Consider the following 21,886-nt stretch of genomic DNA (forward strand, 5'->3'; position numbering starts at 1 on the left):
ACTAACCTAGGGGCATGCCCTCTGCCGTGCCTGAAAATGCCTCCGTGCGCCGTTCCGCCGATGTCCGTTCGGCCGATCTCCGTTCGGCCTGGGGGTACGGACTCGCGACGGTGTCCGCCGACGGCACCGTGCTCGACACCTGGTTCCCGGAGCCGCAGCTCGGCAGGCTTCCCGCCGGCCGCGACCGCTGGATCGCCCCGGCCGAGCTCGAGGAGCTGGCGGGCGACGATCCGCGTCGCGCGGTGCGCGTCGACATCGTGACCGTCGAGATCGAGCTGGATGCGCCTCCCGCCTCCACGCCGGACGCCTACCTGCGCCTGCACCTGCTGTCGCACCTGCTCGTGCAGCCCAACGGCCTCAACCTCGACGGCGTGTTCGCGCACCTGCCCACCGTCGCCTGGACGAACGCCGGGCCGGTGAACCCGGCCGACCTCGACCGGCTCCGTCCGCGTCTGCAGCGGGCGGGCATCCAGGTGGCGGGCATCGACAAGTTCCCGCGCCTGCTCGACTACGTGACACCGGATCGCGTGCGCATCGCCGACGCGTCGCGCGTGCGCCTCGGTGCGCACCTCGCCCCCGGCACCACCGTGATGCACGAGGGATTCGTCAACTTCAACGCCGGCACGCTCGGCTCGTCGATGGTCGAAGGCCGCATCTCGCAGGGCGTCGTCGTCGGAGACGGCTCGGACATCGGCGGCGGCGCATCCATCATGGGGACGCTGTCCGGCGGCGGGACGCACCGCGTCTCGATCGGCGAGCGGGCGCTGCTCGGCGCCAACTCGGGCATCGGCATCTCGATCGGCGACGACTCGGTCGTCGAGGCGGGCCTGTACGTGACCGCGGGGACCAAGGTCGTGCTCGTCGGCGACGCGCCGACCGCCGACGGCCGCCCCCGTACCGTCAAGGCCGCCGAGCTGTCCGGCCAGCCCGGGCTGCTGTTCCGCCGCAACTCCCTCACGGGCGCCGTCGAGGTGCTCCGCCGCGCCGGCACCGGCGTCACCCTCAACGCCGCCCTGCACGCCTGACCCAGCCTCCCCACCGTCGAGTCCGCAAACTTTGCACGTTTGCACGGCCCCTGGCGTGCAAAGTTTGCGGACTCGACGGTGGGCGGTCAGACGAGGGTGAGGACGGAGGCGGGGTCGGCCAGGATGCGGCCGATGTCGGCGAGGAAGCGGGAGGCCTGCTCTCCGTCCACGATCCGGTGGTCGAACGTCAGGGCGAGCGTGAGCACCTGACGGAGCGCGATACCGCCGTCGTGCTCCCACGGCTGACGACGCACGGCGCCGACCGCGAGGATCGCCGCCTCGCCGGGCGTGAGGATGGGCGTTCCCGCATCCACCCCGAACACGCCGACGTTGGTGATCGTGATCGTGCCCCCGCTGAGGTCCGCCGGGGCGGTCCGTCCCGCCCGCGCGGTCTCGGCGAGACTGCGGATCGCGCCGGACAGATCGCCCAGGGTCATACGGTCGGCGTCGCGGATGACCGGGACCATCAGCCCGCGCGGGGTCGCCGCCGCGATGCCGAGGTGCACGTACTCCGCCTCCACGATCTCGTTGGCCGCATCGTCCCAGCGGGAGTTGACCTCCGGAGTACGTCGCACCGCGAGCAGCAGCGCCTTGGCGACGACGGAGAGCAGCCCGGGGCGCGCCTCGGTCTGCTCGGCCCGCTCCCGCAGCCGGGCGATCAGCTCCATCGTCGGCGTCACGTCCACCGTCAGGAAGACGGTCGCCTGGGGTGCGCCGAACGCGCTGCGGACCATCGCGTCGGCGGTCGCCTTGCGCACGCCGCGGATCGGGATGCGCTTCTCGCGCGACCCGGCCTCCACCGTCGGCCCCGCAGAATCCGTCGTGTGCTGGTCGACGTACAGCTGGACGTCACCGCGCGTGATCAGCCCGCGGTCGCCGGACCCGGCCACGGAGGCGAGGTCGACCCCGAGCTCGCGCGCGAACTTCCGCACCGGCGGCGTCGCGCGCGGGCGCTCCGCGAGCGCAGTGGCCGTGGTCGAGGGCGCGGGCGCGGCGGCCGCGGGAGTGACGGGCGCGGGAGCCGTGGCAGCCAGCCCCGGCCGGGCCCGCCGCGCGGGGCGCGCACCCGACTCCGGCCGGGCGCCGTAGCCCACCAGCGTCGGCTCGCGTCCGTCCGCCGACAGGCCGCCCGCGGACGGAGCGGGAGCACCAGCCGCGTCAGGCGCCGCAGGCGCGACGGGAGCATCGGCTGCCGCCTCCCCTGCATCCACCTCGAAGGCGACGAGCGGCTCGCCGACGGCGACCGTCACGCCCGGCTCGACGAACAGCCGAGCGACGCGTCCGTCGTACGGCGCCGGCAGCTCGACGAGTGCCTTGGCCGTCTCCACCTCAGCGATGATCTGGTTGAGCTGCACGGTGTCGCCGACGGCGACCTTCCACGCGACCAGCTCCGACTCGGTCAGACCCTCGCCGAGGTCGGGCAGCGCGAACTCGCGGACGGCCATCAGTCCTCCACTCCGCTCAGCGAGTTCGGCCGGTCCATGGCACGGTCGATCCCGTCGAGGATGCGGTCGAGGTCGGGCAGGTGCGCCGACTCGAGCCGGGCGGGCGGGTACGGGATGTCGTGGCCGGTCACGCGCACCGGCGCGTGCTCCAGGTGGTAGAAGCAGCGCTCCGTGATCGACGCCGAGATCTCGGCGGCCAGTCCGCCGGAGAGGGCGGCCTCGTGCGTGACGACGAGGCGGCCGGTGCGCTTGACCGAGGCGACGACCGTGTCCAGGTCGAGGGGCGACAGCGAGCGCAGGTCGACGACCTCCACCGAGACGCCGTCGTCGCCCGCGGCCACGGCCGCGTCCCGCGCCAGCTGCACCAGACCGCCGTAGGTGACCAGTGTCACGTCGGTCCCCTGCGTCAGCACCCGTGCGGTTCCCATCGGGCGCGCGTCCGCGAGCGGAGCGTCCTCGTCCACCTCGCCCTTGGCGTGGTAGCGGCGCTTCGGCTCGAAGAACAGCACGGGGTCGTCGGATGCGATGGCCTGCTGGATGAGCGTGAAGGCGTCCTGCGGATCGGACGGACTGACCACCCGCAGTCCGGCGGTGTGCGCGAAGTACGCCTCCGGCGAGTCGGAGTGGTGCTCGGCCGACCCGATGCCGCCTGCGAACGGCACGCGGATGACGATCGGCATCCGCACCGCCCCCTGCGTCCGGTAGTGCATGCGCGCCACCTGGTTGACGATCTGGTCGAAAGCCGGATAGATGAAGCCGTCGAACTGGATCTCGACCACCGGACGGTACCCGCGGTACGCCATTCCGACCGCCGTGCCGACGATGCCGGACTCGGCCAGGGGCGAGTCCATCACCCGGCGCGGCCCGAACTCGGTCTGCAGGCCGTCCGTGACGCGGAAGACGCCGCCGAGCGTGCCGATGTCCTCGCCCATGAGGACGACGTGGTCGTCGTTGGCCAGCGCGCGCCGGAGGCCCGCGTTGATGGCCTTGGCCATGCTCAGGGAGGTCATCGTCCGTCGCTCCCCACGAAGGTGCGCAGGTAGCGCGAGTAGTGGTCGCGCTGGCGCGAGAGACCGGTGTGCGGCTCGGCGTACACGTTGTCGAAGACCGTGAGCGGGTCGGGATCGGCGAGTGTGGTGATGCCCGCCCGCATCTCGGCGGCGACGGCGTCCGCCTTCGCGGCGACCGCCTGCCTGCGCTCCTCGGTCAGGGCGCCCTGCGCGTCGAGGAACGCCTCCACCCGGGCAAGCGGGTCCTTGCCGCGCCACTCGTCGAGCTCGGTGGCGTCGCGGTAACGGGTCGGGTCGTCCGCGGTCGTGTGCGGGCCCATCCGGTAGGTCACCGCCTCGATGAAGGTCGGGCCGCCTCCCGTGCGGGCACGGTCCAGGGCGGCCCGGGTGACCGCCAGCACCGCGAGCACGTCGTTGCCGTCGACGCGGACGCTCGGCACGCCGAAGCCGGGCGCGCGGTCGGCGATCGGGCGCTGCGCCTGCAGCGACACCGGCTCGGAGATCGCGTACTGGTTGTTCTGGCAAAAGAAGATCACGGGGGCCGCGTACGTCGCCGCGAAGATCAGGGCCTCGTTCACATCCCCCTCACTGGTGGCGCCGTCGCCGAAGTAGGCGACCGCCACGGCGTCCGTGCCGTCCGCCTGGATGCCGAGGGCGTATCCCGTCGCGTGGAGGGTCTGCGCGCCGATGATGACCTGCGGGGTGGCCATGTTGATGTCGTACGGGTTCCAGCCGCTCTGCGTCGTGCCGCGCCAGACGCGCAGCAGGTCGACGAGACCGGCGCCCCGGCAGTAGGCGACGCCGTGCTCGCGATAGCTGGAGAAGACGAAGTCGTCGGCGCGCAGAGCGCGTCCCGACCCGATCTGGGCGGCCTCCTGGCCGAGGAGCGGCGGCCAGAGTCCGAGCTCGCCCTGGCGCTGGAGCGCGGTCGCCTCTGCGTCGATGCGCCGGATGACCTGCATGTCCTCGTACAACGCGAGCAGCTGGTCCGTGCCGATGTCCGAGACCCAGGCGTCGTACCGGTCGTCCTCGTGACGGACGCCGTGGGCGTCGAGGAGGCGGACGAGTCCGAGGTCGCCGAGTCCTGCGTCGCCGAGCCGGAGCTCGTCGATGGCGCCGAGGTCCGTGTGGGAGCCGCCCCGGCGGGTGGCGGGCTGATTGTCGATCGTCACGGTTCACGCAACCTTCACTCTCGCGCCCGGCCGACGCAGCTTGTGGCGCGCACGACCGGCTTCCGGCCCCTTCGCCGGAATTAGAGGGAAGGCTACGCTGCGGGATCAGCGCGCACAACCATCGGCGTGTCGACCGTGCAGGATGCACTGTTCAGCCGAGTGCTGCCCTGCTAGGTTTCACACTATGCGCAGCTTCGACAACACCGACCGCCGCATCCTCCTGGCCCTCGCGGACGACCCGCGATCGACGAACGTGTCGCTCGCCGACCGGCTGGGACTCAGCCGCAACACGGTCCAGGCCCGGGTCGCCGAGCTGGAACGCAGCGGCGCATTCCTGTCGTTCGAGCGGCGCATCTCCGCCCGGGTCGCCGGGTACCCGCTGGCTGCCTTCGTGAACGTGCATGTCCGGCAGCAGCGGCTGGCGGCGGTCGTGGAGAGCCTCGCTGCCATCCCCGAGATCGTGCAGGCGCACGGACTCTCCGGGCCGTCCGACCTACTGCTGCGGGTGGTCTGCGTCGACGCGGAGGACCTCTTCCGCATCACCGGCATCATCCAGTCGACCGAGGGTGTGGACCGTGCGGAGACCTCCCTCGACATGGGCGAGCTCATCCCCTACCGTCTCCGCCCCCTGCTCACCCGCGACGCCTGATCCCCGCCGCGGGCTCCCCCACCACCAGCTCCCCCACCACCAGCTCCTGAGTTTTTCCGGTCGACGCGCCGCACCGGGGCGAAAAACTCAGGAGCTGTTGGTGTGGGACGGGGCGGAGCGGATCAGGGGGCCGGGACGCACGAAGGCCGCGCCGACAGGGTCGGCGCGGCCTTCGGTGAGGTGCGGGTGCTTACGCCTCCGCGGGAGCCTCGACGGGGGCGTCCTCGGCGGGGGCCTCAGCGGCCTCCTCCGCGATCACCGGGGCGAGCGACAGCTTTCCGCGGTCGTCGATCTTGGTGATCTCGACCAGGACCTTCTGTCCGACCGAGAGCACGTCCTCGACGTTCTCCACGCGCTTGCCACCGGCGAGCTTGCGGACCTCGGAGATGTGCAGCAGGCCGTCCTTGCCCGGGAGCAGCGAGACGAACGCGCCGAACGCGGCGATCTTGACGACGGTTCCGAGGAACTGCTCGCCGACCTCCGGGTTGGTGGGGTTCGCGATCGCGTTGACCTGGGCACGGGCCGCCTCGGCCGAGGGGCCGTCGGTGGCGCCGATGTAGACGGTGCCGTCCTCCTCGATGGAGATCTCGGCGCCGGTCTCGTCCTGGATGCCGTTGATCGTCTTGCCCTTCGGGCCGATCAGCTCGCCGATCTTGTCGACCGGGATCTGGACCGAGATCACGCGGGGCGCGGTCGGGGCCATCTCGTCCGGACGGTCGATGGCGGCGTTGAGCACGCTCAGGATGGTGGTGCGGGCGTCCTTCGCCTGCTTCAGCGCGCCGGCGAGCACCGACGACGGGATGCCGTCGAGCTTCGTGTCGAGCTGGATCGCGGTGACGAACTCGCTGGTGCCCGCGACCTTGAAGTCCATGTCGCCGAGCGCGTCCTCCGCGCCCAGGATGTCGGTGAGGGCCGCGTAGCGGGTCTCGCCGTCGACGACGTCGGAGATCAGGCCCATCGCGATGCCGGCGACCGGGGCGCGCAGCGGCACACCGGCGTTCAGCAGCGACAGGGTGGAGGCGCAGACGGAGCCCATCGAGGTGGAGCCGTTGGACCCGAGGGCCTCGGACACCTGACGGATCGCGTACGGGAACTCCTCGCGGCTCGGCAGGACCGGCACGAGGGCGCGCTCGGCCAGGAAGCCGTGCCCGATCTCGCGACGCTTCGGCGACCCGACGCGGCCGGTCTCACCGGTCGAGTAGGGCGGGAAGTTGTAGTGGTGCAGGTAGCGCTTGTGCGTCACCGGCGAGAGCGAGTCGATCTGCTGCTCCATCTTGAGCATGTTCAGCGTGGTGACGCCCAGGATCTGGGTCTCGCCGCGCTGGAAGATCGCCGAACCGTGGACGCGCGGGATGACCTGCACCTCGGCGTCGAGCGGACGGATGTCGGTGAGGCCACGACCGTCGATGCGGATGCCCTCGCGCAGCACGCGGCCGCGCATGACGACCTTCGAGACCGACTTGTAGGCGGCCGAGAACTGCGTCAGCACCTCGGCGGGGAGCACACCGGCCTCCACCTTCTCGGTGAGGGCGACCTTGACGCGCTCCTTGAGGGCGTCGTCGGCGTTCTGGCGCTCGATCTTGTCGGCGATCTGGTAGACGTTCACGAGCTCGTCGTAGGCGAGGCCGGCGACGTTGTCGTAGGTCTCCTGCGAGTAGGGCAGGAACACCGGGTACTCGGCGATCGCCTTCGCGGCCTGCTCGGCGATGACGTTCTGAGCGCCGACGAGCTGGCGGATGAACGGCTTGGCCGCCTCGAGGCCCTGCGCGACGATCTCCTCGTTCGGCTTGACCGCTCCACCCTGGATGAGGTTCCAGCTGTTCTCGGTGGCCTCCGCCTCGACCATCATGATCGCGACGTCGCCCTCGGAGCCGTCCTCGTTGGTGAGGACGCGGCCGGCGACGATGAGGTCGAACACGGCCTCCTTCAGCTGCTCGGCCTTCGGGAACGCGATCCACTGGTCCTCGTGGGTGCCGTTGCCGGGGATGAGCGCGAGGCGCACACCGGCGATCGGACCGGAGAACGGCAGACCGGAGATCTGCGTGGAGGCGCTGGCCGCGTTGATGGCGAGCGCGTCGTAGAACTCGTCCGGAGCGATGCTCAGGACGGTGATGACGATCTGCACCTCGTTGCGGAGGCCCTCGACGAACGACGGGCGCAGCGGCCGGTCGATCAGACGGCACACCAGGATCGCCTCGGTGGAGGGGCGGCCCTCGCGCCGGAAGAACGAGCCGGGGATCTTGCCGGCGGCGTACGAGCGCTCCTCGACGTCGACGGTCAGCGGGAAGAAGTCGAAGTTGTCCTTCGGGTGCTTGCTGGCGCTCGTCGCGCTCAGCAGCATGGTCTCCTCGTCGAGGTAGGCGGCGACGGCGCCCTGCGCCTGCTGGGCGAGGCGTCCGGTCTCGAACCGGACGGTGCGGGTGCCGAAACGGCCGTTGTCGAGAACGGCTTCGGCGAATTTGATCTCAGGACCTTCCAAGAGGTCTGTCTCCTTTGTTTAACGTCGCTGTCCCGTGTGGACGCGACTTCATTCAAGGAGCAGGAACAGGCAGTTCGACACTTCGCGTGTACGCGGCATCCCATGCGGGTCGCGTGGGCTGAGCCCGTCTGGCCATCAGTAGAAATACACGGTTGCGGGCCGCTCTCGCTGCCACCGCATCCGGATACCACCACCGAGGACCAGCTCCTGCCAGCCTGCTCCGGGTTCCTTCTCGGTATTGAGTTGGATGGACGGCGTTCGGCCGACCACCAGCATCCTATCAGTCGGGAGCCGAGAGAGAGCGGTGCGCCCTCCCGGCGCGCTCAGAGCGCGAGCGTCGCCAGCGCCGCGTCGGTGAGCGCCCGGCCGTACGACGGCCCGTAGCCGGCGGCGTGCACGGCCAGCGGGTGCAGCTGGTGAAGTGGGACGCGGTCGCGCCACCCCGGGCGCAGCGGCCGGGCGGCGTCGTAGCCGGCGACGAGCTCGTCGAGGTGCGGAGCGCCGAAGAGGGCGAGCATCGCGAGGTCGGTCTCGCGGTGACCGCCGTGCGCCGCCGGGTCGATCAGCACGCCGCCGCGGGCGTCCCAGAGCAGGTTGCCGGTCCACAGGTCGCCGTGGATGCGCGCGGGCGGCTCGTCGTCGTCGAACTCCCCCGACTCCACGCGATCGACGGCCTCCCGGATCACCGGCAGCTGGTCGGCGGTGACGCTCCCCGCATCCACCGCGATCTCGAGGTACGGCCGCACCCGGTCGCGGGCGTAGAACCGGCCCCAGCTCGTCTCGTGCGCGATCGGTAGGGGGCGCTTGCCGATGAAGAGCGGGCCGTCCCAGCCGTCCGGCGGCGCGCCGAACGCGGGAGCACCGGCCGCGTGCGTCACGGCGAGCGCCGCACCGAAGGCGCGGGCGACCTCCGCGCTCGCCCGCGTCTCGCGGATCCGCTCCAGCTCGATCCGCCCGGGGCGAACCGACGCGACGCGTACCACGCGCGCTCCCCCGGACGTCTCCGGCTCCCCGAGCCAGCGGAGCCCGGCGGCCTCCGCCTCGAAGAATCCGGCGGGTGCGTCCGCCCGCTCCTTCGTCACCGTCTCCACGCGGCCACCCTACGTCCGTCCCGGGCCGCAGGAATAAGGAACGCGATCCCGACGCCCACGAGCGTCCCGAGCGTGTTCGCGAGCAGGTCGCTCGGGTCGCTGAACCGCGCCGGGAGGAACAGCTGGACGAACTCGATGATGAGGGTGGCTCCGATGCCGATCGTCACCGCCAGCCACCAGCGCCAGCGGCCGAGCAGCAGCGTGAACAGCAGACCCATCGGCACGAACATCAGCACATTGGCCGAGAACTCCGCCGCCGCGTAGTCCACCCAGCCGAGGCCGGGAACCGCCGACACCGCGCGCAGCAGAGACCGCAGGAGGGGGTTGCCGGCGGGGTTCCCCGGCGCCGGGTTCAGCGTGATCCACGCGACGGCCGCCAGGTAGACGGCGATCACGGCGGGGAGCACGGGACGGCGGCGCATCCTCCTATGCTGGCGCACATGACCAGTGCCTTCCGCATCCGGATGACCGGCCGCTCCACCGACGAACGACACCGGGTGTCCAGCCCGCTCGAGCTGCTGTTCGACCTGACCTTCGTCGTCGCCATCGCTCAGGTGGCCGGGCAGCTGGCGCACGCGGGCGAGACGGGGACCATCCTCGATCACCTGCCGCTGTACCTGATGGTGTTCTTCGCCATCTGGTGGGCGTGGATGAATTTCACCTGGTTCGCGTCGGCCTACGACACCGACGACGTGCCCTACCGGCTGATGACCCTCGTGCAGATGGGCGGCGTCCTCGTGCTCGCCGCCGGCGTGCCCGCCGCGTTCGACCACGAGAACTTCACGGCCATCATCGTCGGCTACCTGATCATGCGCTTCGCGCTGGTCGCGCAATGGGTGCGGGCGGCCGTCGAGTTTCCGGAAGGCCGGAAGACCGCGATCCGCTACGCGGTGGGCGTCTCGGCGGTGCAGGTGCTGTGGGTGGCCTGGGGCTTCCTGCCGAGCCAGCTCGCGGTCGCGACGTTCGTGCTCGGCGCGCTGCTCGAACTGGCAGTGCCGCTGTGGGCGGAGCGCCCCGGGATGACGAGCTGGCATCCGCACCACATCGCCGAGCGGTACGGGCTGTTCACGATCATCGTGCTCGGCGAGTCGGTATCGGCCTCGGCGATCGGGGTGCAGAACGCGCTCGCCCAGTCCGGCTTCTCCGCGGCGCTGGTGTGGATCGCGGTGGCGGCCCTCGTGCTGCTGTTCGCCCTGTGGTGGCTGTACTTCCTGGAGCCGGCGGGCGAGGGGCTGCGCTCGCACCGCAACCGCTCGTTCTACTGGGGCTACGGCCACTACTTCGTGTTCGCGTCGCTGGCGGCCCTCGGCGCCGGGCTGGAGGTGGCGGTGCAGGCCGGCGCGGCGCACTCGGAGGTGTCGAACACGGCGGCCGAGTACGCGATCGCTGTTCCCGTCGCCGTGTTCCTGCTGATGCTCTACGTGCTGCACGCTCCCCTGGTGCCGGAGGTGGTCATCCGACCGCTGAAGACGTTCGTCGCGATCGCGCTCGTGCTGCTCCTGCCGCTGGCGTCGCCGGCGATCGGCCTGGTCGGCGTGACGATCGGGATCGCGCTCGTCGCCGCCGCGCTCGTCGCGGTCACCCTCCTGGACCGTTCGCTCGCCGCGCGCACACCTCCCGAACCGCGCGACTGAACATCGGCAGATTTGGCGCAAATCTCGGTTCTGGCGGCGCGATAACGCACATTTGGCGCAAATCTTCGGCATGGAGGGGGGCCTTGCGGGTGAGGGAGCGGCGCGGGAGAGTCGTGGGATGAGCCACCGAGACGAACGCGCCGATCAGCTGACGACCGCACCGAAGGCCGACGAGAGCGACGCCGACCCGCGCATCGAGGTCAGCGAGGGTGCAGAGGGCCGTCGCCGGATCGACGTGCGCGACGACGCCGAGGTGCGGCCGGGAGCCGAACCCGGCCACCGCTGACCCGCACCGTCACCGGCCGGGCGGGGCAACGCCGCGCGGACAATGCAGAACGGGCCGCCACCCGAAGGTGACGGCCCGTCCGTAAGAAGTTCGCGGTGTCTGTCGAAGACGCCGGCTTCCGGCTGCGGTTATCGACGAAGACCGAGACGCTCGATCAGCGAGCGGTAGCGGTTGATGTCGATGTCCGACAGGTAGCCGAGGAGACGGCGACGCTGACCGACCAGGAGGAGCAGGCCACGACGCGAGTGGTGGTCGTGCTTGTGCTCCTTGAGGTGCTCGGTGAGATCCTTGATCCGCTTGGTCAGGATCGCGACCTGGACCTCGGGGGATCCGGTGTCACCGGGGTGGGTCGCGTACTCTTCGATGATCGCCTTCTTGGTGTCTGCATCCAGCGCCATAGAGGGATCCCCTTTCTGCTCGTTGCGCGGTGCCCGGGGCCGTATGCCTGGGCTCTCTTGATCCGCGGCCGTTAGACGGCAACTGGAAGAGTCTACCAGAGCATCCGGAGCATCCCCGCCCCGCGGCCGCTCCTCAGGAGGGCTCGGGTTCCGGCTCGAGGAGGGCGAATCCGGCTCCCTGCGGATCGACGATCTCGGCCCACCGGCCGACACCGGGAGCGGAGAGCGGCTCGGTGCGCAGCGTGCCGCCGAGCTCCGTCGCGCGCACGATCGCCGCATCCAGGTCGGCGACGTTGTAATAGACGAGCCAGTGCGCGGGCTCGGCGCCGTCCGACCGGTAGGCCCCCGCAACGCTGGTCTCGCCGACGTCGAACAGCCCGTATGGCTCGTCGCCCACCCGCGTCTCGCTGATGCCGACGCCGAGCACCGACTCGTAGAACGGGAACGTCGACGCCGGGTCGGCGGCCACCAGCTCCAGCCAGTCCACCGCGCCGGGCTCGTCGCGCAGCCAGGGGTCGCCCTGCTCCTTCCGCTGCCAGAGACCGAACACAGCGCCAGCCGGGTCGGAGACGATGGCGAGCCGGATGCCGGCGACCGGCTCCCCCGGCTCCAGCAGCACCGTCCCTCCCGCAGTGGTGACCGCCTCCGCCGCTGCAGTCAGGTCGTCGACGGAGAAGTAGACCGTCCACATCGTCGGGACATCCTCCGACGGCAGCGGTCCCAGCGCGGCGACAGGGACGCCGCGGGTGCGGGCGAGCGAGAACCCGCCGGACTCGGCCGACGGGGCCGAGACATCCCAGCCGAACAGCGACCGGTAGTAGGTGGCGGCGGCGGGCTGGTCCGGGCTCTGGAGGTCGACCCAGACCGGCGTGCCCTGCGGGAATGCGTCTTCGATCGGCATGGGCCTCACGCTACTCGCCGCCGCCCAGGGCGGCGAGAGCGGATCGGACGCGGTGCGGCCGAACAGCAGGATGCGGCTCAGACGCCGCGCAGCACCTCGTCGATCGCGGCGACCACGACCGGTCCGGGCGGTCCGTCGTCGTGGCGGGCCCACCACAGCAGCGCGGAGAAGTCGGCCGAGCCGATCGCGTCCGCGAGCACCTGCACGCGCAGTGTGTCCGGGTCGGCGCCGAGGCGGCGGGCGAGGAAGTCGACGAGGATGCCGCGGTTCGCCGCGATGGCGGTGAGGCCGAACCCGACCAGGGCGGGATGCGTCCCCATGAGCGCCATGCGGCGCCGCGTGGCCTCCTCCGCCTCCGGCGTCAGCGTCAGCGACTCGGTCGCCGCGCGCGCGAGCACCTCGCGCAGCGGCTCGTCGTCCCCGGCGGCGTCGAGCACCGCGCGCATCCGCCCGACCACCGGTTCGACACCGCCCCAGACCAGGGCGGGCTTGCTCGGGAAGTAGCGGAACAGCGTCCTCCGCCCGATACCGGCGAGCCGCGCGATGTCGTCCATCGTCGTCTGCTCGTACCCGTGCTCGTCGAAGTGGCGGAGCGCCAGGAGGGCCACCGACTCTGGGTCGACGTCGGCCGGGCGTCCGCGACGGCGCGGCGGTGGCGCATCAGGCGAGGTCATCCTCCGATCATGGCACCGCTTCGCCCGGCGACGAGGCCCGCACGCGCTCGACGGCCTGCGCGAGCGTGCGCAGCCCGTCCGGGATCTGCTCGACCGGGATGCCGCCGAAGCCGAGCAGCAGGCCGTCCGGTCCAGCGCCGACGCGGAACCGCGACACCGGCTGCACCGCGACGCCGGCGACCGCGGCCCGGTCGGCGACGCGGCGGCCGTCGATGTCGCCGTCCGCGCCGTCCGCGAGCAGCGCGAGATGGAGGCCGGCGACGGACGGGACGAGGCGGAGGCCCGGCAGCAGCTCCCCCGCGGCACGGACCAGCTCCGCATGCCGCTGCTCGTAGACGCGGGTCGCCGACCGGACGTGCCGCGCGAACCCGCCCGAGTCGAGGAATCGCGCCATCGCCCGTTGCGTGACCACGTCGTTGTGCCAGTCGCTCAGCCGTTTCGCGTGCCGCAGCGCGGGCAGGAGGCTCGGCGGCGCGACGACGAAGCCGAGCCGCAGCGCCGGTGCCATCGTTTTGGAGAACGTACCGACGTAGACGACGCGGCCGTCCGCATCCAGTCGCTGCAACGGGTCGAGCGGCCGCGCACCGAACCGGTACTCGCTGTCGTAGTCGTCCTCGATGACGACGGCGTCGTTGCGGGCCGCCCACTCCAGCAGGGCGACCCGACGCTCGAGCGGGAGCACACCGCCGAGCGGGAACTGGTGCGACGGCGTCACGTACAGCAACCGCGCCGACGGCAGCAGGTCGACGCGGAGCCCGAACTCGTCGACCGGCACCGGGACGACGCGGGCCCCCGTCGTCTCGAACAGCTGGCGGACGGGCGGATAGCCGGGGTCCTCGACGACCACGGTGTCGCCCGGGGTCAGCAGCACCCGGGCGAGCAGGTCGAACGCCTGCTGGGCGCCGTTGGTCACCAGCACGTCACCCGGCCCGGCGTCCACCGACCGCGCGAGGGCGAGGTGGCGCGCGATCCCCTCGCGCAGCCGCTCGACGCCGGCCGGGTCGGCGTAGAGGGCCGAGCGGGCGAAGCCGCCGCGGAGCTCGGCCGTCACGTAGTGGCGCCAGGTCTCCAGCGGGAAGAGGGCGGGATCGGGCGCCCCGATGCTGAAGTCGTAGGCGATCGGGCGCGGCTCGGTCCACAGCGGGTCGTCGAGGTCGCTCCAGGTCGCGTTCGGCCGGGCGGCGCCGGGCACGGCGGCCCCGGACGGAGAGCGGCGGGATGCAGCTCCCGCGCCTCCCGGCGCACCGGTGTAGGCGACGAACGTCCCGGCACCCACCCGCGCGGCCAGGTACCCCTCGGCGGTCAGCCGTTCGTACGCGGTCGCGACGGTCGAGCGGGAGACCTGGAGCCGCTCGGCGAGCTCGCGCGTCGCCGGCAGTTTCTCTCCGCGGCGCAGCCGGCCGTCCACGACCGCGTCGCGCAGCTGGCGGTAGATGCGGTCCGCGCGGTCACCCCGCCCGCCGATCGCGACATGCAGTTCCAGGATGCCCTCCGGAGCTCGACGAATGGCCTCATCGGAATCGATCGGAATGGATCTTACCCGCAGCCAATCCGGTTCCTACCGTGGAGGACATGACAGAACGCATCCAACTCCCCACCATCGTCCCCGAGGGTTACCGCAAGGTCATCAACCTCGACGGCTACGTCGGCGGAAAGGTCGAGGAGCCCCTCGGCGACCTCATCAAGCTCCGCGCCTCGCAGATCAACGGCTGCACCTACTGCGTCGACATGCACTCGGTCGATCTGCAGGGACGCGGCGTCCCGCTCCGCAAGGTCTTCGCGGTCTCGGCCTGGCGCGAGTCACCGTGGTTCACCGACCGCGAGCGCGTCGCGCTCGAGCTCACCGAGGCCGTGACGCTCATCCACGAGGACGGCGTGCCCGACGATCTCTACCAGCGAGCGCTGGACGAGTTCGGCGAGGAGGGCCTGGCGAACGTGCTGCTGGCCATCGCGACCATCAACATCTGGAACCGCATCGCCATCCCGACCCGGATGCAGCCGCCCGCCCTCTGATCCGCCGCTCGCGCGAAAGGGAGGAGATTCACCCGCTGAGCACCCCGAGACGCAGAAAACGGAGGGGATCACCACGGCCGTGGCCGGGATCCCCTCCGTTTCCGACGAGAGGTTCGGAGTCAGCCGAGGTCAGCTGACGCCGAGCAGGTCGATCACGAAGATCAGGGTCTTGCCCGACAGCGGGTGACCGCCGCCGGCGGGGCCGTACGCGAGCGCCGGCGGGACGGTGAGCTTGCGGCGACCGCCGACCTTCATGCCGGGGATCCCCTCCTGCCAGCCCTTGATGAGGTTGTTCAGCGGGAAGTTGATCGACTGGCCGCGGCTCCAGGAGGAGTCGAACTCCTCGCCGGTCTCGTACTCGACGCCGAGGTAGTGCACGTCGACCTTCGCGCCGGGGGTGGCCTCGGGGCCGGTGCCCTCGACGATGTCGACGATCTCGAGGGTCTCCGGAGCCGGCCCCTCGGGGGCGTCGACGTCCGGCTTCTGGTTGGTGTTCTCTGCCATGCCTCCCATCCAACCGGTGCCGGGGTGCCGCGTCAAAGCGCGTTCGCTCACCGCGCAGTCGCGATCGGGGGTTGCGTTCCGACCGCACCGGGGGCATCCTTGACGCATAACTCGATCCCCCGGGAGCGCTGCAGGCATCGCCGCACCACCGGGGGTCGAGTCTGTTAAGGGCGGGTGCGGGCGTCAGGCCCCGCCGAAGACCTTGCCCGGGTTGAGGATGCCGAGCGGGTCGAACACCGACTTCAGCTTCACCTGCAGCTCGTACGAGTCCGGTCCGATCTCGTCCGCGAGCCAGCGGCGCTTGAGGACGCCGACGCCGTGCTCGCCGGTCAGCGTCCCGCCGAGGGCGATGGCGGTCCGGAACAGGTCGTTCGCCGCATCCCAGACCGCGTCGGGCACCGTGTCGCCCGTGTAGACGAAGTTCGGGTGCAGGTTGCCGTCGCCGGCGTGGGCGACGGTGGGGATGGGGATGCCGTACCGCTCGGAGATGCGCTCGATCGCCGCGAACATCTCGGGCATCCGCGACCGCGGGACCGCGACGTCTTCGATGAGCACCTCGCCGGAGGAGGCCAGCGCCGGGTGGAACGCGCGGCGGATCGCCAGCAGCCGCTCCCCCTCCTGGGAGTCGGCCGCGACCCGGACCGTCCCGCCCGTCTCCGCCAGCAGGTCGCCGGCGGCCGTCGCGTCTGCCGCCGCCGTCGCGCCGTCGAACTGGACGAGGAGGTAGGCCGCGCCGCCGGTCGCGCCGAACGCGTCCTCGATCGTCGCCGGGCCGAGGTATGCCGCGATGCGCTCCAGCGCCGGGGCGTCGAGAAGCTCCATCACCGCCGGGCGCAGCCGGGCCGCCGTGATCCGCGCGGAGGCCTGCGCCGCCGCCGTGACGTCGGAGAACAGCGCACCGAGGGTCACCGGCTCGCCCGGCGGGATGGGCTGGGCCCGCACCGTGGCGCCGACGATGACGCCGAGGGTCCCCTCCGAGCCGACGAAGAGCGCTGTCAGGTCGTAGCCGGTGACACCCTTGACGGTGCGGTGCCCGGTGTGGATGAGGCGTCCGTCCGCGAGCACCACGTCGAGCCCCAGCACGGCCTCCCGCGTGACGCCGTACTTCGCGCAGAGCAGCCCGCCTGCGTTGGTCGCGATGTTGCCGCCGACGGTCGAGACGGCCTTGCTGGCCGGGTCGGGCGCGAAGAAGAGGCCGTAGGGTTCCAGCGCCGCATTGAGGTCGCTGTTGACGACGCCGGGCTCGATGACGGCGAGCTGATCGTCGGCCGAGATCTCGACGATCCGGTTCAGGGCGGACACGTCGAGCACGATGGAGCCGTCGGTGCCGTTCGCGCCGCCCGCCAGACCGGTGCCCGCGCCCCGCGGGACGACGGGGACGCGGAACTCGCTCGCCGCCCGCAGGGTGGCCTGCACCTGTTCCACCGTCCGCGCCGTCACGATGGCGAGCGGGCGCCCATCGGCCACCCAGCCCGAGCGATCGGTGCGGGCGGCATCCAGGAGTGCGGGATCGGTCGTCAGCGCGCCGGCGTCGACGGCCTCCTCGCCGAGCGCGGCCGCGAGCCAGTCGAGTACGTCCATCCCCTCAGGCTAGCGATCGGCGGCGGCACCACGTCCGCGCTCGTGTCCGATTTCCGCTATCGGATGTCGGCGGGGGGTGTCACGCTGGAGGACATGACCACGCTGCAGCACCCCCGGCCCGTCGCCACGGCGACGCCGGACGGCCCCCTGGCCGACCCGGTCTTCGCCGAGCGCTACCGGGCGATGAGCGCGAAGGACGCGCGCTTCGACGGGCAGTTCATCACCGGCGTGCACACCACCGGCATCTACTGCCGCCCCAGCTGCCCGGCGGTCACGCCGAAGCCGGGCAACGTCACCTTCTACCTCACAGCAGCGGCGGCGCACGAAGCCGGGCTCCGCGCCTGCAAGCGCTGCCTCCCGGACGCCGTCCCCGGTTCTCCCGAATGGAACATCCGCGACGACCTCGCCGCCCGGGCCATGCGCCTCATCGCGGACGGGACGGTCGAGCGGGAGGGCGTCCCGGGTCTCGCCCATCGGCTCGGCTACACCCCGCGTCACCTGAACCGCGTGCTCACCGCGGAGCTCGGCGCAGGGCCGTTGGCGCTCGCCAGAGCCCATCGCGCACAGACCGCCCGCCTGCTGCTGACGGGAAGCGATCTGCCGATCACCGATGTCGCCTTCGCCGCCGGTTTCCGCAGCGTCCGGCAGTTCAACGAGACGATGAGCGAGGTGTACCGGCTGACACCCGGCGCCATCCGCACCGCCGCCCGGCGCTCCCCCGCCGCCGCGCACCGCGAGCCGGGCACCGTGAGCCTGAGTCTGCGGCTGCCCGCCCGCGCACCGTTCGACGGCGCGTCGGTGCTCGGCTTCCTGGCGGCCCGCGCGATCGACGGGATGGAGACCGCCGGCGCCGACGGCGCCTGGTACGCCCGGACGCTGCGGCTCCCGCACGGTCCAGCGGTCGTCCGGCTGGCCCTCGCCGGCACGGCCGCGGCCCCCGCCGTGCAGTGCGACGCCTCCCTCGCCGATGTCGCCGATCTCGCCCCGCTCGTGGCACGGGTGCGGCGCCTCCTCGACCTCGACGCGGACGCGGAGGCCATCGACGCCGTGCTGGCCGCCGATCCCGCGCTCGCTCCCAGCGTCGCCGCAGCGCCCGGCCTCCGCGTTCCGGGGGCCGTGGATGCGGAGGAGATCGTCTTCCGCGCCCTGATCGGGCAGCAGGTCTCGGTGGCCGCCGCCCGGACCGCGCTCACCCGGCTCACCGACGCCCTCGGCGAGCGGCTCGACCTGCCTGTGCCCGGCGGGGGCGCCTTCACCCGCTTGTTCCCGACCGCCGCCGCGATCGCCGAGCGCGGTCGCGACGTGCTCCGTGGTCCGGCCCGCCGGGTGGACGCGATCATCGGCGTCGCCGAGGCGCTGGCCGGCGGGCGGCTCCGCATCGACGTCGGCGAGTCGCGCGACGACCTCGAACAGCGACTGATGGCGCTGCCCGGAATCGGCCCGTGGACGGCCGGCTACGTCGCCCTGCGTGTGCTGGGGAGCCCGGACATCCTGCTCACCGGCGACCTCGCCCTGCGGCAGGGGGCCGCGCGGCTCGGCCTCCCGGCGGATCCACGCGGCCTCGCAGAGCACGGTGCCCGGTGGGCTCCCTGGCGCAGCTACGCGGGCCTGCACCTGTGGCGCGCCTAGCCCGGCGGGCTCCCTCTCCCCGCTTCACGGCACGCGTAGGATTGCCGGGTGCCGACCATCTCCGTCGTCATCCCGGCCCTCGACGACGCCGAGATGCTCACCCGCTGCCTCAGCGGCCTGGCCGCACAGCTGCGCCCGGCCGACGAGATCATCGTGGTCGACAACGGCAGCAGCGACGGAACGGCGGACGTCGCACGGGCGGCAGGCGCGCGCGTGATCGACCAGCCGCACCGCGGGATCTGGCCCGCCGCATCCACCGGGTACGACGCGGCGACCGGCGACATCATCGCCCGGCTCGACGCCGACTCCCGTCCCCCGGCCGATTGGCTGCTCCACATCGAGGCCGAGCTGGTGGATGCGCCGGAGGTCGGCGTCCTCACCGGCCGCGGTGTGTTCTACGACGGGAACACAGTCGTCGCCGGGATCGGGCAGGTGCTCTACATCGGCGGCTACTTCTGGTCGATGGGGATCTGGCTCGGCAACCCGCCGATCTTCGGCTCGAACTTCGCCATGCGCCGCGAGGTCTGGCTGGATGTGCGTGCGCGGGTCCACCGCGACCGCGGCGACATCCACGACGATCTCGACCTCGCCATCCACCTCAGCCTCGACACCGTTGTCCGCTATGACGACCGGCTCACTGTCGGCATCTCCGCCCGGCCGTTCTCGACCTGGCGCGGGTTCGGACGCCGCCTGCACTGGGCGTACACGACGTTGAGCATGCATCTTCCGGAGCAGTCGCCCTGGCGCCGTCGCGCCGCGCGGCGCCGCCTGGAGCACGAGCGTGAGAGGGACGCACCGGGCGCGGTCGCCTGAAACCGATAGCCTGGATCGGTGAGATTCTCGCACCTCAGCACCGCCGCAGATCCCAGGCCTCGCCTGGCCGCCGTCATCGGAGACGGAGCACTCTTCCTCGACGAGGTGATGGCGCGGCCGCCGAGAGACCTGCAGGAGCTGATCGAGCGCGGTGACGAGGGTCTTGCCGAAGTGCGTTCGGTGGTCGCAGCCGCGGAGGTCGATGGCCGCGAGCTGCCGGCCGTCCACGAGCTGCGCCACGCCTCCGCGATCCTGCGCCCGCCGCACGTGATCGCGATCGGCGCGAACTACGCCGCGCACGCCTCCGAGCTGAAGCTGCGCAGCGAGAAGGCCGCGACCGTCTTCAACCTCTGGCCCAACTCGCTTGCCGGGCACGGCGGCACCACGACGTGGCCGGCCGATCTCTCGACCCAGGTGGACTACGAGGCCGAGCTGGGGGTCGTCATCGGCCGTCCGGCGCGCAACGTCTCCGTGCAGGACGCCCTGGACTACGTCTGGGGCTACACCGTGGTGAACGACATCACCGCGCGCGACCTGCAGTTCTCGGAGGCGCAGTGGTCGCGCTGCAAGTCGTTCGACGGGTTCACGCCCACCGGCCCCGTCGTCGTCACGGCGGACGAGATCCCCGACCCGCAGGACCTCTGGCTGACCACGAACGTCGATGGTGCGATCCTGCAGGATGCCTCGACGGCCGATATGGTCCGCAGCGTCCCCGAGCTGATCGAGTTCCTCTCCCGCTCGGCCACGATCCCGCCGGGAACCCTGATCTCGACCGGGAGCCCGGGTGGTGCAGGCTACTCCCGGAACCCGCCCGTCTTCCTCCGCGACCGCTCCACGGTGACGGTCTCCATCGGCGGGATCGGGTACCTCACGACGTACTGCCGCGTCACCTGAGCCACCTGCCGCGCCAGGTGCGTTAGCGTAATGCCTGTGTCGATCGGAGAGAGGCGCCCGGTCACGGGTGGGGACGACGAGGCCGCGCGCCTCGATGCCGCCCTGCCCGACATCGACTGGTCGGTCGCACCCGTCGGCACGGTCTTCTCCCGCTTCCGCGCCCCCAGCGGCGAGCTGGCGGTCGCAGCCCTCGGCGACCCCGCCGACCCGCGCGTCGTCCTCATCCCCGGTGTGACCGGCTCGAAAGAGGACTTCTACCTGTTGGCGCCCATCCTCGTGGCGGCCGGCTACTACGTGCAGAGCTTCGACCTGGCCGGGCAGTACGAGTCGGCGGATGCCGGTCCGGTGCCGGGCGGCCACTACACCTACCCCCTGCTCGTGGCGGATGTCGTCGCCTTCCTCCGTGACGGCCGCCCGGCGCACGTGCTCGGCTACTCCTTCGCGGGGATCCTGGCGCAGCTGGCGCTGGTCGAGCACCCCGAGCTGTTCCGCTCCCTCACCCTCCTGACAGCGCCGCCCGAGCCGGGCCAGTCCTTCCGCGGGGTGCGGATCATCGGCGTGCTCAGCTGGTTCGCGACGGCCCGCATCGGCGCGAGCCTGATGATCTGGGGCATCACGACGAACAAGAACAGGGTCTCCGACAGCCGGCTGGCGTTCGTGCGGTCGCGGTTCGCGCTCACCCGCCGCTCCAGCGTCGATGACATCGTCGGTCTGATGAAGCGCGTTCCGGACGTGCGCGCACGCGTCGCGGCCAGCGGCATCCCGCTGCTCGTCGTCACGGGCGACCACGACCTCTGGCCCACCCACCTGCACGCCGCGAACGCGGAAGCACTGGGTGCTCGTCTCGCGGTGTACCGCACCGGGCACAGCCCGTGCGAGACCGCACCCCACCAGCTCGGGCGCGACATGATCGCCCTGTTCCGCGAGGCCGAGTCCAGGGGGCGGTGACGGCCGGCCCTCCGGCCAAAAGCCTAGGCCCCACATTTGGGGGTAGTGACTCTTTCTCCCGCTGAGCCACCATGAGAGGGCAGCGAGGGGGATGGTATGGATCAATGTCTGAAGACGACTTCCTTCACCCGCCGCACGCTCCGCGGCTCCGCGAACACGTCGGCATGATCCGCTGGCAACGCGTCGGCGACGGTGAATGGTCGATGGAGACTGCTCGCGGCCAGTACGTCGGGGGCAACAGCCACGTGTGGCGGGTCCGTCTCTACGACGGCGTCGAGCTCGAGTACGACCTTGACGAATGGGCGCCCTTCAACTGACTCTCTTCCGGTGCCGTCCGCCGCGCCACGAGCGGGACGCCGCGGACGGCACCGGCGTGCACTCCCCCTCCGAATGGGGATCGACCAGCGCCCGCCGACCGTCCTATGGTCGCAGCATGAGCGACGACCATGCGGACGGATGGATGCTCACCTGCATCCTCATCGCCCGTGACGGCAGCGAGACCTCCTTGACGGTGCCCGCCCTCGCCAGAAGACCGCCCAATCGCATCCGTCGGCCTTCGGAGATCGGTGGCGCGGCGGTCGTCGACGTCTATGTGTTCTCCGAGTTCCGTGGGACTCCGCAGCACGCCGTGTACCTGTACGAATCCACCGTGCCGCAGAGCACGGACGAACTCCCGGCGGACGGCTCCCCGCCCGCCGGTCCCGCCCCGTCCGATTGACGCCGGTCGGATCAGGTCGGGT

Annotated in this window: 23 protein-coding genes; 11 read left to right on the forward strand and 12 right to left on the reverse strand. The window is 71.6% G+C overall.

Annotation, left to right across the window (positions count from 1 at the left end; genetic code table 11):
• Nucleotides 1-14 precede the first annotated feature (14 nt).
• Nucleotides 15-1,025, forward strand: coding sequence for a 2,3,4,5-tetrahydropyridine-2,6-dicarboxylate N-succinyltransferase (gene dapD, locus BLW09_RS10910; protein ID WP_089912307.1), 1,011 nt, complete (start codon nt 15-17; stop codon nt 1,023-1,025).
• Between the two features lie 86 nt (nt 1,026-1,111).
• On the opposite strand, the gene BLW09_RS10915 is transcribed toward dapD, so the two are convergent.
• The 3 genes from BLW09_RS10915 to pdhA are packed head-to-tail and all read right to left on the reverse strand — an operon-like array spanning nt 1,112 to nt 4,652.
• The gene (locus BLW09_RS10915) at nt 1,112-2,470 is read right to left on the reverse strand and encodes a dihydrolipoamide acetyltransferase family protein (RefSeq protein WP_089912310.1); all 1,359 of its coding nucleotides are present in this window, start codon (nt 2,468-2,470) and stop codon (nt 1,112-1,114) included.
• The gene (locus BLW09_RS10920; RefSeq protein WP_089912313.1) at nt 2,470-3,480 is read right to left on the reverse strand and encodes an alpha-ketoacid dehydrogenase subunit beta; all 1,011 of its coding nucleotides are present in this window, start codon (nt 3,478-3,480) and stop codon (nt 2,470-2,472) included. The genes BLW09_RS10915 and BLW09_RS10920 overlap by 1 nt, the downstream gene beginning before the upstream one ends.
• The gene (pdhA, locus tag BLW09_RS10925) at nt 3,477-4,652 is read right to left on the reverse strand and encodes a pyruvate dehydrogenase (acetyl-transferring) E1 component subunit alpha (protein WP_089912316.1); all 1,176 of its coding nucleotides are present in this window, start codon (nt 4,650-4,652) and stop codon (nt 3,477-3,479) included. Before pdhA ends, BLW09_RS10920 begins: the two co-directional genes overlap by 4 nt.
• 184 nt (nt 4,653-4,836) lie before the next feature.
• Between pdhA and BLW09_RS10930 the strand changes: the two genes are divergently transcribed.
• Nucleotides 4,837-5,301, forward strand: coding sequence for an Lrp/AsnC family transcriptional regulator (locus BLW09_RS10930; RefSeq protein WP_089912319.1), 465 nt, complete (start codon nt 4,837-4,839; stop codon nt 5,299-5,301).
• Between the two features lie 190 nt (nt 5,302-5,491).
• Here the strand turns inward: BLW09_RS10930 and BLW09_RS10935 are convergent, their stop codons facing one another.
• From BLW09_RS10935 to BLW09_RS10945, 3 genes are all read right to left on the reverse strand, one after another.
• Nucleotides 5,492-7,780, reverse strand: a complete 2,289-nt coding sequence (locus BLW09_RS10935; protein ID WP_089912322.1) for a polyribonucleotide nucleotidyltransferase — start codon at nt 7,778-7,780, stop codon at nt 5,492-5,494.
• 323 nt (nt 7,781-8,103) lie between these two features.
• The gene (locus BLW09_RS10940) at nt 8,104-8,862 is read right to left on the reverse strand and encodes a fructosamine kinase family protein (RefSeq protein WP_089916811.1); all 759 of its coding nucleotides are present in this window, start codon (nt 8,860-8,862) and stop codon (nt 8,104-8,106) included.
• Nucleotides 8,859-9,293 (reverse strand): VanZ family protein, encoded by a 435-nt coding sequence (locus tag BLW09_RS10945; protein ID WP_089912325.1) that lies wholly within the window; start codon nt 9,291-9,293, stop codon nt 8,859-8,861. Before BLW09_RS10945 ends, BLW09_RS10940 begins: the two co-directional genes overlap by 4 nt.
• A gap of 18 nt (nt 9,294-9,311) precedes the next feature.
• Between BLW09_RS10945 and BLW09_RS10950 the strand changes: the two genes are divergently transcribed.
• Nucleotides 9,312-10,505 carry a low temperature requirement protein A gene (locus BLW09_RS10950; protein WP_231946792.1) on the forward strand — a complete coding sequence of 398 codons (1,194 nt, stop codon included), beginning with the start codon at nt 9,312-9,314 and terminating at the stop codon, nt 10,503-10,505.
• Nucleotides 10,506-10,623: 118 nt separating this feature from the next.
• Entirely contained in the window at nt 10,624-10,791 is a 168-nt protein-coding gene (locus BLW09_RS18935; RefSeq protein ID WP_157696932.1) for a multidrug transporter, read from the forward strand.
• Nucleotides 10,792-10,919: 128 nt separating this feature from the next.
• On the opposite strand, the gene rpsO is transcribed toward BLW09_RS18935, so the two are convergent.
• The 4 genes from rpsO to pdxR all read right to left on the reverse strand — a co-directional run bounded on the left by rpsO (nt 10,920) and on the right by pdxR (nt 14,295).
• Nucleotides 10,920-11,189: a 30S ribosomal protein S15 gene (rpsO, locus tag BLW09_RS10955; protein ID WP_018190446.1), complete on the reverse strand. Its 270-nt coding sequence runs from the start codon at nt 11,187-11,189 to the stop codon at nt 10,920-10,922.
• A 133-nt stretch (nt 11,190-11,322) separates the two neighbouring features.
• Nucleotides 11,323-12,090, reverse strand: a complete 768-nt coding sequence (locus tag BLW09_RS10960) for a VOC family protein (protein WP_089912330.1) — start codon at nt 12,088-12,090, stop codon at nt 11,323-11,325.
• A 77-nt stretch (nt 12,091-12,167) separates the two neighbouring features.
• Nucleotides 12,168-12,764, reverse strand: coding sequence for an acyl-CoA-like ligand-binding transcription factor (locus BLW09_RS10965; RefSeq protein ID WP_089912333.1), 597 nt, complete (start codon nt 12,762-12,764; stop codon nt 12,168-12,170).
• Between the two features lie 7 nt (nt 12,765-12,771).
• A complete protein-coding gene (gene pdxR / locus BLW09_RS10970; RefSeq protein WP_442911292.1) occupies nt 12,772-14,295 on the reverse strand; it encodes a MocR-like pyridoxine biosynthesis transcription factor PdxR in 1,524 nt (507 codons plus the stop codon).
• Nucleotides 14,296-14,336: 41 nt separating this feature from the next.
• On the opposite strand from pdxR, the gene BLW09_RS10975 reads away from it, so the two are divergent.
• A complete protein-coding gene (locus BLW09_RS10975) occupies nt 14,337-14,777 on the forward strand; it encodes a carboxymuconolactone decarboxylase family protein (protein WP_089916815.1) in 441 nt (146 codons plus the stop codon).
• 129 nt (nt 14,778-14,906) lie between these two features.
• On the opposite strand, the gene BLW09_RS10980 is transcribed toward BLW09_RS10975, so the two are convergent.
• Both BLW09_RS10980 and BLW09_RS10985 read right to left on the reverse strand, forming a co-directional pair.
• The gene (locus BLW09_RS10980) at nt 14,907-15,281 is read right to left on the reverse strand and encodes an FKBP-type peptidyl-prolyl cis-trans isomerase (protein WP_089912339.1); all 375 of its coding nucleotides are present in this window, start codon (nt 15,279-15,281) and stop codon (nt 14,907-14,909) included.
• Between the two features lie 183 nt (nt 15,282-15,464).
• A complete protein-coding gene (locus BLW09_RS10985) occupies nt 15,465-16,862 on the reverse strand; it encodes an FAD-binding oxidoreductase (RefSeq protein WP_089912341.1) in 1,398 nt (465 codons plus the stop codon).
• 63 nt (nt 16,863-16,925) lie between these two features.
• On the opposite strand from BLW09_RS10985, the gene BLW09_RS10990 reads away from it, so the two are divergent.
• The 6 genes from BLW09_RS10990 to BLW09_RS11015 all read left to right on the forward strand — a co-directional run bounded on the left by BLW09_RS10990 (nt 16,926) and on the right by BLW09_RS11015 (nt 21,864).
• A complete protein-coding gene (locus tag BLW09_RS10990) occupies nt 16,926-18,491 on the forward strand; it encodes a DNA-3-methyladenine glycosylase 2 (RefSeq protein WP_089912343.1) in 1,566 nt (521 codons plus the stop codon).
• A 48-nt stretch (nt 18,492-18,539) separates the two neighbouring features.
• Entirely contained in the window at nt 18,540-19,304 is a 765-nt protein-coding gene (locus BLW09_RS10995; protein WP_089912345.1) for a glycosyltransferase family 2 protein, read from the forward strand.
• 18 nt (nt 19,305-19,322) lie between these two features.
• On the forward strand, nt 19,323-20,198 hold the full coding sequence (locus tag BLW09_RS11000) for a fumarylacetoacetate hydrolase family protein (RefSeq protein ID WP_089912348.1): 876 nt from the start codon (nt 19,323-19,325) through the stop codon (nt 20,196-20,198).
• Between the two features lie 30 nt (nt 20,199-20,228).
• Nucleotides 20,229-21,146, forward strand: coding sequence for an alpha/beta fold hydrolase (locus tag BLW09_RS11005; RefSeq protein WP_089912351.1), 918 nt, complete (start codon nt 20,229-20,231; stop codon nt 21,144-21,146).
• A 104-nt stretch (nt 21,147-21,250) separates the two neighbouring features.
• On the forward strand, nt 21,251-21,463 hold the full coding sequence (locus BLW09_RS11010; protein WP_089912354.1) for a hypothetical protein: 213 nt from the start codon (nt 21,251-21,253) through the stop codon (nt 21,461-21,463).
• A 116-nt stretch (nt 21,464-21,579) separates the two neighbouring features.
• Nucleotides 21,580-21,864 carry a hypothetical protein gene (locus BLW09_RS11015; RefSeq protein WP_089912357.1) on the forward strand — a complete coding sequence of 95 codons (285 nt, stop codon included), beginning with the start codon at nt 21,580-21,582 and terminating at the stop codon, nt 21,862-21,864.
• The last annotated feature ends 22 nt before the right edge of the window (nt 21,865-21,886 follow it).

The sequence above is a fragment of the Leifsonia sp. 21MFCrub1.1 genome (assembly GCF_900107895.1).
Lineage (GTDB): Bacteria > Actinomycetota > Actinomycetes > Actinomycetales > Microbacteriaceae > Leifsonia > Leifsonia soli.